The following is a 14,102-nucleotide window of genomic DNA, read 5'->3' on the forward strand; positions in this document are numbered from 1 at the left end:
ATCTAACGGTGGTGTCATCTCATCATGCAATTTCCCCGCTTCGGCGGCTGGTGGAAGAGTGGCCGTCCGCGTCATCTTCTGTATGCGCGTGTCCGCGCCGGCTGTCATCGTTTGCTGCGTCTTTCTACCTGTTCTGGGCTGATGGCGTCAGGGCTGCTGGTCGCCTTGACGAGTGCCGTTCAGGCGGATGCACGTTTTCCCGAGGGAAGGCTACCGCCCATTGACGCGCCGGCGTCGGCCTATGGCAAGGACGTACGTGCAGGACCCGGTGGCCATCCCAACGCCGACGACTTGGCAGGAATAGCCGAGCGCCAGCGACAGAAAGGTCACCCTGGCGTGGCGTTGCAGCTCGCCGAGCGTGTCTTGATGTATGCGCCATCCAACCCCCAGGCGCTCAAGACGAAAATTTCCAGCCTCTCCAACTTGGGGGCATATCGACGTGCGGATCAGTTGAGGCGACGTCATCAGCCTGGGTGGCCAGATGAGGTAAGCGCCCGTTTTCGGGCCGACAAAGCAATGAGTGCTATCCACAACGGAATATTCGAGCAAGCGCGTCACCAGCGTCGCCACCGCTACGCCCAGGACGATATCGCACTGGTGCAGGCGCTGAAGAAGCTCAATGCCAACCTGGACGCCTTTGCAGTTGGTAGCGAGGCGCGTCGGCGCACTCGGTTCGACCGTCTTGTGGTGCTGCGTCAGTTGCGGCGTTTCGATGAGGTCATCAGTGCGTACGAAGCGTTGCGTAGAGCGTCGGTGACATTACCGGCCTATGCCAAAGCGCCGGTGGCTGATGCGTATCTGGCACGGCAGCGACCCGAAGAAGCGGCGGCCCTGTATCGCCAAGTGCTCGATGCCGATTCGTCGGCACCGCTTGCGGTCAAGACAGGGTATTACTATGCGTTGATCGAAAGCGAAGACTACGCAGGCGCCAAGCGACAACTGGCGCGTTTGAATGCGCGCGTCCCGACATGGCGTTACCGCAAGAATCAGACAGCGTCGCCGATCCCCAACTGGGAGCGCAGTGAAATCGACCGTCTCCGGGTTCGCGATGCCGGGTATCGTCATCATGAAGCACTTGCGTTTAAGCGGGCCACGGTGCTCTATCGAGCGGCGCCACGTAACACCGATATCATCAATGCATTGGCCACTACTGAACGAAGCCGGGGCTGGTACCGGCAAGCGCAAGCAACGATTGAACTAGCCAAGGCGTACTCGCCCCATGATAAAGCCACGCGTCTGAACATCGCCGAGAATGCGCAGGCGCTCGAAGCGTTTCCGCGTTGGCAGACGACCAGCAAGGCACTGGCCGAGGAGTTTCCCTCCGACTCGGCGGTGCGACGCAATCGGCTCGAATGGCTGGATCGCCAGCATTTTTCCATCGAGGGGCAGGGGAGTTTTGGCCGCTCTCATGGTGGCAGTGCCGTCAATGGTAGCCAGGATGGCGATTATCAACTGCGCTTGAACTCGCCTTGGAGCGCGGGAGGCTATCGCATTTATGCCGAGCAGTCCTACCAATGGGGCGATTATGATGAGGGTGTGGAGCGCCATAGTCGTCAGAGTTTGGGTGTCGAACGCCAGTGGCTGCGCCGGCATTGGTGGGCGGCATTGAGCGGTGAACCTCTCAATGAAGACCTCGGCCTCGATCTTGGCTGGTCGCAATGGGTTGGCGATCATTGGCAGTACCAGTTACGCACACAGACGCAGTCACCCGAGACGCCACTGCGTGCCGAGCGCGCCGACCTGGACGGGCGCCTTTACCAGACGCAACTAACCTGGCGCCAGCATGAATCCCGCGACGCCACGCTCACGCTGAGCGCACTGGATATCAGCGACGGCAACCTGCGCCGCGATGTCTCGGTCGAGCTGGCCCAGCGGGTGCAGGCCAGCGCCCATCATCAGACGCGGCTGATTGGTTCGCTGTCGGCTGAACACAACCGTGACGTCGACGCCGATTATTACAACCCCGAACACCAACGCACGGCAGGCATTACGCTTGAACATGACTGGTTGACTTGGCGACGCTACGAACGCGCCCTGACGCAGAACCTGTCTCTGGGGGCAGCATCCGAGTGGGAAAGCGGCTTCGGCGGTGCGCCGGGTTATGAGGTGTCCTATGGCCATACTTGGCAACTGACGCGGACGTGGTCGATCAATTACGGCATCGGCTGGGAAAGCCATGCATACGCAGGCGAGCGCGAGAAGCGCTGGTATGGACAGTTTGGTTTCGAGGGGGTGCTTTAATGCCAGCGCTGGTATCAATCTTGCTGTTCGGCATGGGATTGCTGATGGCCGGCCCCAGCGTGGCCGAGCCGCCAGCTGCGCCGTCCCCGAGCGATACCGCTGCTTCGGCCAATGTGCAGATACCGGAGGGCCATTTCGTGACGCTCGCGTTTCATGATGTCCGTGACGCTGCACAACCGGCGGTGGGTCGTGACCCCTATGCGATGAGTCAAGAGCGGTTAGCGGCGTGGTTCGATTGGATGCTGGCGCATGATTGGCACCCCGTCTCGTTGGATGCTATTCAAGCGGCACGCCAAGGTAAGCGGCCACTGCCCTCGAATGCGGTGCTGCTGAGTTTCGACGATGGTCTTGAAAGCTTCTACCGGCGTGTGTATCCGCTACTGAAGGCTTACGATTACCCCGCCCTCTTTGCGATCGAGACGGGATGGCTCGAGCGAGTCCGCAAGGATGAGAGTAGCGCGACGCCTGAGACTGCCCAGTTAGAAGAGCGGTCAGGCAAGGCGGCGAGCGCTTCGGGTGGCGAGACGGCTGCGGATGCAATCCAGTACAACGGCGCCGCGCGTGGTCGGGAAGGATTCGTTACCTGGAAGCAGGTGCGTGAAATGCAGGCCTCGGGACTGGTCGAGATCGCCACGCATACCCACAATCTGCACCGGGGCATTCGCGCCAATCCTCAGGGCAATGTCGAGCCGGCTGCGCTGGCGCGGCGCTATGACCCGGCGAGTGGTGACTATGAAAGCGATGCGGCGTATCGCCAGCGCATTCATGACGACCTCGTGCAAAGTGCCGATGTGATCGAGGCGAACACGGGCGTGCGTCCGCGGACCGTGGTCTGGCCGTATGGCGCCACCAATGCCGAGACCGAGGCGATTGCACGTGATGCGGGGTTCGACTTCACGTTCAATCTGGGGGATCAGCGTCTATCGACGCCAGCCTCGGGGCCTGACTTCGGGCGCTTGCTGGTCATGGGCAATCCGTCGCCGGTGGACATTGAAGCGCAGATCGCGCAGGTAATCGATCCGCCAGCGCGTAGTCAGCGTGCCGTGCAGGTCGATCTCGACATGCTCTACGATGACGATCCCGAACAGGTTCATGACAATCTGAGCGCGCTGCTCGATCGTATCAAGGCGATGCAGGTGCGTACGGTCTACCTTCAGGCATTCGCCGACCCGGATGGCGATGGCACCGCCTCATCGCTGTACTTCCCCAATGATCATTTACCGGTGCGGGCCGATCTGTTCAACCGCGTCGCTTGGCAGCTCAAGACGCGGGCTGGGGTGGATGTTTACGCTTGGCTGCCCTTGCTGGCGTTCGACTTGCCGGATGCCTCTCGACAGCGTCGTCTGCAGGTCCGGGTACACGAAGCCGAAGGTGGAAGTCGCGTTGCCGAGCGGGCCTACCGGCGTTTGAGTCCGTTTCGTCCCGAGGCCCAGGCACTCGTCCGTGACATCTATGCAGACTTGGCCCGCAACACGCCGGGCATCGACGGCATACTGATTCATGATGATGCTTACTTGGCCGCTGATGAAGATGCCCAGGCATGTGCTTCCGAGGCTCGCTGGCCGGATAGTGGGCACCGGATCACCGACTGCACGTTGAGTCCGCGTGAGAAGACCCAGGCGTTGATCGACTTCGGCGAGCAGGCACTCGACGGAGCGCGACACTATATCAACTTGAGCAATCGCTTTCGTGTCGCGCGTAACCTCTATGCACGGGTTGTACTCGACCCCAGCGCGGAAGCGCGCTTCTCGCAGGCGCTGGGGCCATTCCTCGCGCATTACGATGATGTCGCCTTGATGGCGATGCCTTACCTGGACGGTACCGAGAAGCCGGCGAAAGAGTGGTTGGACACGCTTGTTGACCGAGTGCAGCGCTATCCACGCGGCCTCGATAAAACGGTATTCGAGCTGCAGACCTATGACTGGGAGCGCCAGAAGTGGATCGCGCCGAGGCGCTTGCGTGACTGGATGCACCAGCTCGTGCGTCGTGGTGCACTCAATCTGGCGTATTACCCGGATGACTTCATTACGGGTAAGCCAGCGTTTCAGCCGACGTTCGAGGGCATGAGCCTTAACGAGTTTCCCCACCGCCGGAGCCAGCCATGATCGATGCCCTCGTGTCTTGGATACTGACCATCGATTGGCGGGCAACGCTGTTCGGTTTTGCTTTTTACTATCCAATCTTCATGGCCTGGATGTGGATTATCGGCGGGTTGTGGTTCTATCTGCGCCGCGAGCGCGGACATACCGAGGGACCGCGATGTGATGATCTGGGGGCGGAGGCGGCATTCGTCAGTATCGTCATTCCGTGTCACGACGAAGCACATCAAATCGAGCAGACGATCCGGTATGCGCTGGCGACGCACTACCCTTGTTTCGAGGTCGTCGCCGTCAATGACGGCAGTCGAGACGCAACCGGTACCATCCTCGAGAGACTAGCAGACAGCGACGCGCGCCTGCGGATCATTCATTTCGAGGCCAACCAGGGTAAGGCCGTAGCGCTCAAGGCCGGGGCGCTGGCGGCACGCAGCGACTACCTGGTCACCATCGATGGAGATGCCTTGCTGCATCCCCATGCCGTTGACTGGATGATGCGCCATCTCACTGGAGGGCCGCGAGTGGGGGCGGTGAGTGGCAATCCGCGTATCCTCAATCGCTCAACGCTACTGGGAAAGATCCAGGTAGGCGAGTTTTCCTCGATCATTGGCCTGATCAAGCGCGCTCAGCGTACTTATGGGCGTGTTTTTACGGTCTCCGGGGTCATCACGGGATTCAATCGGGCCGCGCTGGACAGTGTGGGCTATTGGCGTACCGATATGGTGACGGAGGATATCGATGTCTCGTGGCGCCTGCAGCTGGACCATTGGGACATTCGATTCGAGCCCAAGGCGCTCTGCTATATCTACATGCCGGAAACGCTGAAAGGCCTGTGGCAGCAACGACTGCGTTGGGCGCAGGGCGGCGTCGAGGTGATGCGACGTTATGGTCGGGGCTTGTTCGCCTGGCGCCAACGGCGCTTCTGGGGCGTGGCACTAGAGTATTTCACCAGCGTGATCTGGGCCTATGTGATGCTGGCGATTGCCGTATTGTTTTGCTTGGGCCCGTTTGTGCCCCTGCCGCAGCAGTGGCGGGTGGCCACGTTGTTGCCTCAATGGAATGGTTTGCTGCTGGGCGCGACATGCTTGATCCAGTTCCTGGTCAGCCTCTACATCGACCAGCGTTATGAACGTGTGGGTTTCCTGCGTCATTATTTCTGGGTGATCTGGTATCCCTTGCTTTACTGGACGCTGTCGACCCTCACCGCCGTCGTCGCGGTACCCAAGACACTGCTTGCCTCGCCTTGTCGGCGAGCACGCTGGCAGAGTCCCGATCGCGGCCTCCAAGCCGACAAGGATGCGTGACATGCGAGACGAGACTGTGATGCTCGAGTTGCCTGATATCATCCAGCGCCCCGATCTGCAGTCACGCCGTCAGCGTGGCGTGTTCGCGCTTCTCTCTGGACTGGGCTGGATGCTGTGGCTCTACCTGTTCCTGCCTTTGTCGACGCTATTGGGGTGGGCCTTCGGGAGCGTGCGTTTTGAAGCTTACGTGATTGATAGCCACGAGCACAGCTGGGCCTCGCTGAGCATTTATGCGGTAACTGTCGGGTTGGCGGGAATGGCGTTGCTGCTATGGGCCTTCTACAACTATCGCCGCTTTCGGCATGCCGATCGTCGCCGTCCGCCAGCCCCTTTGACCACTGAACGCCTGGCGACCTCTTTCGGGGTGAGGGACGCGCAGGTCGAGCATCTGCAGCGCAGTCACGTGACGACCCTGCGCCATGATGCGTGGGGTCATATCGTCGCCATCGAGACGGTATCCGGGCCGTGCAGTGAGGCCATTGAGTAGAAGCCCGCCTTCGCTTTGTCTGAACAATGCCTGCGCTCGTCCATACGGCGTTAAAAATCGACTGGAAGGCCAGCCCGGTCCGTTGTTCGTCGATTTCTCAGGCAGTGCCTACGTCTTGAGCCCCAGACGTTTGCCCAGGCGGTGCAGATTGCCGCTATCCGTTTGCAGGGCGCGAGCGGTGGCGGCCCAGTTGCCATCATGCGCTTCCAGTGCATCGGCGATATGTCGGCGCTGGAAGGCGTCGACGGCGTCGCGTAGCGGTATCGGCGACGCGGGAGGCGCTGCGGGGGGTGCCGGTTGGGAGGGCGTGGTGTCGACCGCGGCCGTCGCGGGGAGTTCCAGGTGGTGGTCGGCGATGCGGACAACGGCATCGCGACGCGCGCTCTGCCCGGTGGGTGACTGTTCGCCGAAGGCGCGTAGCGCGGCACGTCCCAGCGTGTGTTCGAGTTCGCGGATGTTCCCGGGCCACGACCAGGCCAGCAGGGCGTTTTCGGCCGCGAGGTCGATGCGCAGATTGGCGAGCCCCAGGCGAATGCGGTTGTCTTCCAGAAAGCCGCCAGCCAGTAGGGGGATGTCCTCACGACGTTCCCGCAGAGGCGGCACCTGCAAGGGAAAGACGCTCAGACGGTGGTAGAGGTCTTCGCGGAACCGTCCGGCGGCGACCTCCTGGCTCAGGTCGCGGTTGGTGACCGCGACCAGGCGCACATTGACGCGCTGCGGGGTCTCGCTGCCCAGTGGCTGAATCTCGCCTTCTTGTAGCACGCGCAATAGTTTGGGTTGCATGGCCAGCGGCAGCTCGCCGATTTCATCGAGCATCAGCGTGCCCTCATGGGCCATGGCGAAATGGCCGCGATGATCGCGGACGGCGCCGGAAAACGCCCCGCGTCGATGGCCGAAGAGTTCACTTTCGATCAACGATTCGGGCAGGGCCGCGCAATTGACGCGTACCAGTGGCCCCTCGCCACGTGTGGAGAGCGCATGCACGCGGCGGGCGATACGCTCCTTGCCGACCCCGGTCTCGCCATGCAACAGCACGCTCATATCGGTGGGCGCCACCAGGGCGAGGCTTTCTTCGAGGCGGCGCATGGCAGGGCTCTGCCAATCGGGCGTACTGTCACGCGGTGTGTCCTGAGTGGTGAAGCACTGATCGAGCGCTTGGTTGAGGCGCGAGCGGGTATCACTGAGCTGATGTGCGAGGCGCAGGCAGGTGGCCAGCAGGCCCGCTGCGGCCAGCAACTCGTCATCGTCGATGACGGCCAGACAGCCGGGGGTCAAGGCATCCAGCGTCAGCATGCCGAGTAGCCGGTCGCCATCGCGCAGGGCCACGCCCATGCAGTCATGCACATGGCTCAAGCTGTCGTCGAGCAGCCCATCAAAGGGATCGGGCAGCGGTGAATCGAGCGGGAAGCGGCACACGCCGGGGTGCGCCGCGATCGCGGCCAGACGCGGGTGCGCGGTCAGGCCGAAGCGGCGCCCGCGGACTTCGTCATCGAGGCCTAGCACGGCCACGGGCTGCAGGCCGTCGTCGTGCGCGACCATTAACGTGCTGGCGTCGGCGGGGTAATCGCCGACCAGCGCGGCGAGCAGCTTTGCCCAGCGCTCGGGTAGGGCATCGTTGCCACGCCCGACGCTGAGATCCGCGAGTAAGTCGCGCAAGGTATGCAAGAAGACTGTCATTTGGACATTCTCTTCGAGAAGGTGGTCATATTGACATGTTGTGTGGGTGTTATTTTGACAGTCATGACGGCAAGGACAAGTGCTCGTCGTCTGCCGTGCTGCGCCCTGAAGCTTCTGCAACATTGCAACCACGCGGCCTCGACAGGCACTGGCGTGGCACAATGTCGCGGACACGGCTAAACGAACCGAGTTGGCACTCCGATTGCGATAGCAGGGGCACACACTGCAACGCCTATCGCGAGGAGACATCATGCTGACATCTGCCCAGGAAGCCGTCATCGCCGCCACCACCCCGGTGGTTGCCGAACACATCGAAGCCATCGCCAAGCGCTTTTACCCGTTGATGTTCGCGCGTTATCCCGAGGTCAAGACGCTGTTCAATGCCGCGCACCAGCAAAGCGGTGGACAGCCGCGCGCGCTGGCCGGCGCCGTCGTTGCCTATGTACAACTCCGCCATGAGCCCGCGCGCCTCGACGAGGTGTTGGGCATCGTTGTCGACAAGCACGTCTCGCTGGGCATCCGTCCCGAGCATTATCCCATCGTCGGCGAATGCCTGATGGCGGCGATCGGCGAGGAACTGGGCAAGGCAGTGACGGAGGAGGTCGCCGATGCCTGGGGCGCGCTCTACGAGGAACTGGCAGGGCTGTTGATCGAGAAGGAGGCACGTCGCTATCAGGACTTCGCCGCCCAGCCTGGCGGTTGGGAGGGCACGCGCGAGTTTCGCATCGCCGCCAAGCGACCCGAGAGTGCCGTCATTACCTCGTTCGAGCTGGCGCCGGTGGATGGCGGCGTGGTCGCCATGCATCGCCCGGGGCAGTATATCGGTCTCAAACTAGTCATCGACGGCGAAACGGTGCATCGCCACTACAGCCTCTCGGCGGCGCCCAATGGCCGAACCTACCGGATCTCCATCAAGCGCGAGGAAGGCGGCCAAGTCAGCCGTCATTTCCATGACCGCCTGGCGGTGGGTGACACCCTGGAGCTGCTGCCGCCGGCGGGGCATCTGACCCTGGCCGCGGGCGACGCACCGGTGATGCTGATCAGTGGCGGCGTGGGGCAGACGCCGATGCTGCCGCTGGCACGGCAGGCGCTCGCGGAAGGACGCCGGGTCGTCTACCTGCATGCGGCGCACGATGGAGCGGTGCATGCCTTTGCCGACGAGCTGGCCGACCTGCACCAGGCGTACCCGGGGTTGCTGCGGGTGATTACCGTGTATTCGCAACCGCGCCTGGAAGATGCTCCCGATCATATCGGTCATGTGAATGCCGCGCTGCTGGCGGATTATGTCCCGCGTGACGCGCAGTGTTATACGGTGGGGCCGGCGGCCTTCATGCGCTGCGTCGAGGCGGCGCTGGAAACGCTCGGCGTCGCGGCTGAACGGCGTCACCATGAATTCTTCGGGCCTGCCGAGTCGTTGGCGCGGGTCGCCTGAGTCGTCTTGCTGCTAATCGCAACGCCACGCCATACGGCGTGGCGTTGCGCGTGGTGCGTCCGTCAGGCGAGCAACGCCTGACGGACGCTTTTATTGAAAGGGACAGGGTGCCGGGGCTGACCTCGGCACCGACCCTGGCGGGATTTATGGCGTTTATCAGCGAGTTTCGTTGAGCACCGCCTCAGGAAAGTGTCGACGCAGAATGCGGTTCTGGAATTCATCCACGAAGCGGCTGTTGATGATGATGATGAAGCGCTCGAAGGGGGCACCGACATCTTCCTGGTGAATGCCGTCCACGCTATGGAAGAGACGGTCGTCACGCAGATGGAGGATATCGCCCGGGGCGAGTGTCGCGTCAGCCACGGGGAAAGTGCCCGCCTTGTCGGCATACAGGTGGTTATCGCCCCCGGCGACATTCCGGCGACTCACTACCAGGATGCTCAGCGCCTTGCAGCCGTCGGCATGGATGCCCTGGCCCTGCAGGGGGTCGATCATGCCTTCGCCACGAACGCCGGTTATTTGCATCAGGATAGGCTCGTTGGGCTTCAGGTCCCAGAGTCGTGCCCAGGCGCGCACGAAGGCCTTCACGTCCGACCGAGCCATGAAGGCCGGCGTCAAGGGGTCATAGTAACGCAGGCGATCCGCCATGCTCTCGGCATCATTGAAGGCGCCGCCCTGGGCCATGGGGCAATGGCCCATATCGATGACCTCGTCACGTTCATCCAAGGTCAGCCAGGACATGCGCTTCCAGCGACGGTTGACATAGGGATCTCGGGGTAAGTCGGCGGTGAATGCCTGCCAGGCCGCGAGGTCTATTCGAGAGCGTACCTCGGTCTTGGCCCAGTCCTGCTGTTGCAGCGCGTTGATAATCGCCGGGGACCAGTAGTCGGTGAGTGAGTCGGAGGGTATGGTGCTGGAATTGAAGCCATACTTGAGGGTGTCGAGTGTCATGAGATCTTCTCCATTAGCATGTGGGGCAAGATTGCCCAAGGGTTGCACGGGATCGCCCGAGCACCTTCGGAAAGGAGAATATCTGCAGCAAAATGTCAAAAATTGTATAAAAGCTGTCATATTGCTTTGACGTTGATCACGGTTCGTAGCGCTGGATGACAACGCCAGGACGAGAAGATCTGCCGTGTCGATTAATTCCCGGGTATGCCTTTAAGATGAGATGGTCGAGGTGGTGCGAGAAGGCCACCTGGTCTCATGGTGAGGGCAATAGCATCCTTCGGTAATGGGAACGTGGATGAACGGTCACGATTGCGTTTTCCGGCGTTGGCTGGTGCGGCGATGGCAACAGCTTCGGTCGAGATGGTCAGGCGCCGATAGCGATGGCGCTCGGGCCGATATCGAGCTCGTGCGCCGTCAGTATCTGGAGAGCGAACAGCGCTTCCGAGCCTTGCTGGAAAGCCTGCCCAGAGTGGCGGTCCAAGGCTATGACCGTGAGCGCCGCGTGATCTACTGGAACGAGGCCAGTAGCCGGCTTTACGGCTATGACGCCGGGGAGGCGCAGGGCCAACTGCTGGAAGATTTGATCATTCCGGCGCCCATGCGTGAGCAGGTGATTCGGGCCCATCAGGCGTGGGTGAAGGATGGCGTCGAAATCCCCGCGGAAGAGCTCGAGCTTCAACACAAGCATGGTGAGCTGGTTCCGGTCCTGTCTCACCATGTGATGCTCGGCGAACACACGACGCATCCCCTGATGTTCTGTGTCGACGTGGATCTCACGGATCAGAAGCGAGCATATCGCGCGCTGGCGTTTGCCACGCGCTTCGATGCGCTGACACACCTGCCCAATCGTCAGACGTTCGAAGCGCAGCTGGACGAAGCTCTCATCTACTGCCGCCGGCAGAGTGCCGGGATGATTCTGATCTATCTGGATATCGACCGCTTCGTGGCGATCAACGATGCTCTCGGCTATGAACACGGCGACCGGCTGCTGGTCGAGTTGACCCGGCGGCTGCATCAGGTGACGAGCACCTCGGACATCATGTCACGGCTCTCCGGCGACGAGTTCGTGATTGCCTTCCCGATGTTTCAGCGTCAGGAAGTGCTCCTGCAACTGGTCCACAAGATCCAGCAGGTGTTTCGCACCCCTTTCCTGATGGATGGTGCTCGGCATCAGGTGACGGCCTGCCTGGGAATCAGCCTCTATCCGGACAATGGCGAGACGGCCGGCGAACTGATTCGTAACGCCGACGTGGCCAAGAACCGGGCCAAGTTGGATGGCTACGGTAGCGTCTGGTTCTACGACCAGAAGCTCCATGACGAGCTGCTCTACCAGCACCGTCTCGTCGACCGATTGGCGGAGGCCCTGGACAATGGCGAGTTTGCGTTGCACTACCAGCCTCAGGTATCTGTCGCGAGCGGACGAATCGAGCATCTCGAGGCGCTGCTACGCTGGCAGCCGGCGGAAGGGCCGCCGATATCGCCGGCCGAATTCATTCCGCTTGCCGAGCGTTCCGGGCTGATCCACCGTCTCGGTGACTGGGTCATGGAAGCCGCTTGCCAGCAGCGAGCGCTGTGGCGGGATGCCGGCCTGGCCATCGAACGCATCGATATCAACGTCTCCGGCCGGCAGATGAGTCGGCCGGATATCTTCCAGCGCTTCGCAGACTGTCTGGCGCGTCATGACCTGGGCCCGCGGGATATCGGGCTGGAACTCACCGAAAACGTACTCATCGAGGCCGATGACCGTGTCCTGGAGGGGTTGCGTCGGCTTTATGACCTGGGGTTTCGCATCGCCATCGATGATTTCGGCACCGGCTACTCGTCGCTGAGTTACCTCAAGCACTTCCCGGTCACGGCACTCAAGATCGATCGAACCTTCGTCCGGGACGCTCCGGAGCAGCCCGAAGACCGCGCGATCATGGAGGCCGCTGTCTTCATCGGCCACCGTCTGGGCCTGGAAGTCGTCGCCGAGGGGGTCGAGAACCGCGAGCAACTCACGCTGATTCGGGAGATGCACTGTGACCTGGCCCAAGGGTTCTATTTCTTCCGTCCTATGCCGGCTCTGGAGATGGAGCGCGTGCTGGGTGGTCTGGTGACGGGGCATCCCGGTGTCTCGGGCTGAGTCCGCCGTCCGCTTGGCGTAGAATGTCAGTGTTGTGGACCACCACGGTATGACGAATCGAGGAGACGAACATGCGAAAGGAGAGGCCGTGAAGCTGTTGTTGGCGGGTGCGGGACATTGCTTGAGCCTGGCGCTGGCGCGCGAGGTCAACCGACGTCGCGACACCCAACTGACCATCGTCGAGGGAACGCGCGTCACGGCGGACACCTTGGCCGAGGCTCGGCCTGATGCACTGGTGGTGCCGCCTTTATCGGCACCGTCGCGCCTGGCGCCTGCCGAGGTCATGGCCCATGTCGAAGCGGTCGATGCCAATCTCGAGCTGTGTCGTGAGTATGATGTGCCATTGATCTGGTGTGTGTCCGATGAGCTCTATGAAGAAGGCGGTGACGGACTGCTCGATGAACATGTCGTCCCCACGCCGCGCGATGATAGCTTGAAACGCCTGATTGCCACCGGCGATCGCGTGCGTCAGTACTTGCCCAAGCATCTCATCGTGAGGCTGGGACCGCTATTCGCGCTGGATGGTGCGCATGCCTGGTTGCCCGAATTGCTCGATAAGTTGCTGGCGGGTGACGATGTGCGAGCCGCTGAAGACGTCATCCTGTGCCCGACATCGGTGGATGCGGTGGCCATGGCATTGATTGGCATGATGCAACAGCAAGGCTGTGGTGCCGACGCCTGGGGGGCCTACCACTTGGCAGGTACCGAACCGGTCAGCCCTTACACCTTCGCTTCCGTCGTGCGTACTCAGTTGGGAACGCACTTGGAGCGTCAGGAACGCGACGCGACACTGGGTGCGCTGCATGCCTTGCGCCATCATCATGACCATCCGTTGCGGCGCGTTCTGAACTGTCGCCGCGTGCTGGACGTTTTCGGCATTCATCAAAAGCCCTGGCGGCTCGAGCTGAGTCGCATGCTGGATGATTGGTGCCTACTGCATGACAAGGAGTCGGCAACGTGAAGGTCTTACGCAGTCTCGTCTTTTATGCCGGCTACTTTCTGGCGTTGCTGATCAGCGGTCTGGTCTTGCTACCGCTCGCGCCGTTCGTGCCCTTGTTCTCGCGTTTTCGGCTGCTCAACCTGTACAACCGTTTCATCGTGGGCTGGTTCGCGCTGTCTTGCGGCGTCCGCTATCACGTTAGCGGCCGCGAGAACGTGCCCGAAGGGCCGTGCGTGGTGCTCGCCAATCATCAGAGCGAGTGGGAGACGCTGTTTTTGCAACTGATCAAGGTGCCGGTGTGCACGGTGCTCAAACGCGAGCTGCTCAAGCTGCCGGTCTTCGGTTGGGGGTTGCGGCTGATCAAGCCCATTGCCCTGGACCGCTCGCGGCCGTCGAGGGCCATGCGCATGGTGCTCGAGCAAGGTAAGCAGCGTTTGTCCGAGGGGCTTTCGGTGCTGATCTTTCCCGAGGGCACGCGCGTGGCGCCGGGGCAGCGGCGTCGCTACAACAAGAGCGGGGTGGTCATCGCATGCCGGGCGGGGGTGCCGGTGCTGCCCGTGGCCCACAATGCCGGCGAACACTGGCCGGGACGGCACTGGGTCAAGAAGCCCGGAGACTTGCACGTGGTGGTCGGTGAGCCGATCGCCACGCAGGGACGTTCCACCGATGAGGTGTTGGCCGAAGTCGAGCATTGGATCGAGGCGCAGCTTCGCGAGATCTCGGCGGTCCCTCGGCCGGTGGAGGAAAGTGAAACCAGCAAGGTGCCGGCCTGAGTCGCTGTCGATAGCGCGTATGTCAGCATGCAAAAGGGGCGTCTCTTGCGAGACGCCCCTTTCGTATCACCGCGGCGGG

At 61.8% G+C, this 14,102-nt stretch carries 10 protein-coding genes; 8 read left to right on the top strand and 2 right to left on the bottom strand.

What is annotated here, in order from left to right; genetic code table 11:
- Positions 1-24 precede the first annotated feature (24 nt).
- The 4 genes from pgaA to pgaD are packed head-to-tail and all read left to right on the top strand — an operon-like array spanning position 25 to position 6,128.
- Complete coding sequence (pgaA, locus tag C8E00_RS15060; protein ID WP_133698341.1) at positions 25-2,241, top strand: poly-beta-1,6 N-acetyl-D-glucosamine export porin PgaA; 2,217 nt, start codon at positions 25-27, stop codon at positions 2,239-2,241.
- Positions 2,241-4,346: a poly-beta-1,6-N-acetyl-D-glucosamine N-deacetylase PgaB gene (gene pgaB / locus C8E00_RS15065; protein WP_133698342.1), complete on the top strand. Its 2,106-nt coding sequence runs from the start codon at positions 2,241-2,243 to the stop codon at positions 4,344-4,346. Before pgaA ends, pgaB begins: the two co-directional genes overlap by 1 nt.
- A complete protein-coding gene (gene pgaC, locus C8E00_RS15070; RefSeq protein WP_133698343.1) occupies positions 4,343-5,641 on the top strand; it encodes a poly-beta-1,6-N-acetyl-D-glucosamine synthase in 1,299 nt (432 codons plus the stop codon). Before pgaB ends, pgaC begins: the two co-directional genes overlap by 4 nt.
- Position 5,642: 1 nt before the next feature.
- The gene (gene pgaD, locus C8E00_RS15075) at positions 5,643-6,128 is read left to right on the top strand and encodes a poly-beta-1,6-N-acetyl-D-glucosamine biosynthesis protein PgaD (protein WP_166638341.1); all 486 of its coding nucleotides are present in this window, start codon (positions 5,643-5,645) and stop codon (positions 6,126-6,128) included.
- A 108-nt stretch (positions 6,129-6,236) separates the two neighbouring features.
- Here the strand turns inward: pgaD and norR are convergent, their stop codons facing one another.
- Positions 6,237-7,805 carry a nitric oxide reductase transcriptional regulator NorR gene (gene norR / locus C8E00_RS15080; RefSeq protein WP_133698345.1) on the bottom strand — a complete coding sequence of 523 codons (1,569 nt, stop codon included), beginning with the start codon at positions 7,803-7,805 and terminating at the stop codon, positions 6,237-6,239.
- 250 nt (positions 7,806-8,055) lie between these two features.
- On the opposite strand from norR, the gene hmpA reads away from it, so the two are divergent.
- On the top strand, positions 8,056-9,237 hold the full coding sequence (hmpA, locus tag C8E00_RS15085; RefSeq protein ID WP_133698346.1) for an NO-inducible flavohemoprotein: 1,182 nt from the start codon (positions 8,056-8,058) through the stop codon (positions 9,235-9,237).
- A 156-nt stretch (positions 9,238-9,393) separates the two neighbouring features.
- Here hmpA and C8E00_RS15090 read toward each other — a convergent pair whose 3' ends face one another.
- Positions 9,394-10,188 (bottom strand): 2OG-Fe dioxygenase family protein, encoded by a 795-nt coding sequence (locus tag C8E00_RS15090; RefSeq protein ID WP_133698347.1) that lies wholly within the window; start codon positions 10,186-10,188, stop codon positions 9,394-9,396.
- A gap of 295 nt (positions 10,189-10,483) precedes the next feature.
- On the opposite strand from C8E00_RS15090, the gene C8E00_RS15095 reads away from it, so the two are divergent.
- The 3 genes from C8E00_RS15095 to C8E00_RS15105 all read left to right on the top strand — a co-directional run bounded on the left by C8E00_RS15095 (position 10,484) and on the right by C8E00_RS15105 (position 14,023).
- On the top strand, positions 10,484-12,310 hold the full coding sequence (locus C8E00_RS15095; RefSeq protein WP_133698348.1) for a putative bifunctional diguanylate cyclase/phosphodiesterase: 1,827 nt from the start codon (positions 10,484-10,486) through the stop codon (positions 12,308-12,310).
- 88 nt (positions 12,311-12,398) lie between these two features.
- Positions 12,399-13,271, top strand: coding sequence for a sugar nucleotide-binding protein (locus tag C8E00_RS15100; RefSeq protein WP_166638342.1), 873 nt, complete (start codon positions 12,399-12,401; stop codon positions 13,269-13,271).
- The gene (locus C8E00_RS15105; protein ID WP_133698350.1) at positions 13,268-14,023 is read left to right on the top strand and encodes a lysophospholipid acyltransferase family protein; all 756 of its coding nucleotides are present in this window, start codon (positions 13,268-13,270) and stop codon (positions 14,021-14,023) included. Before C8E00_RS15100 ends, C8E00_RS15105 begins: the two co-directional genes overlap by 4 nt.
- Positions 14,024-14,102 lie beyond the last annotated feature (79 nt).

Origin of the sequence: Chromohalobacter marismortui (assembly GCF_004364315.1) — a bacterium.
Taxonomy (GTDB): Bacteria; Pseudomonadota; Gammaproteobacteria; order Pseudomonadales; family Halomonadaceae; genus Chromohalobacter; species Chromohalobacter marismortui.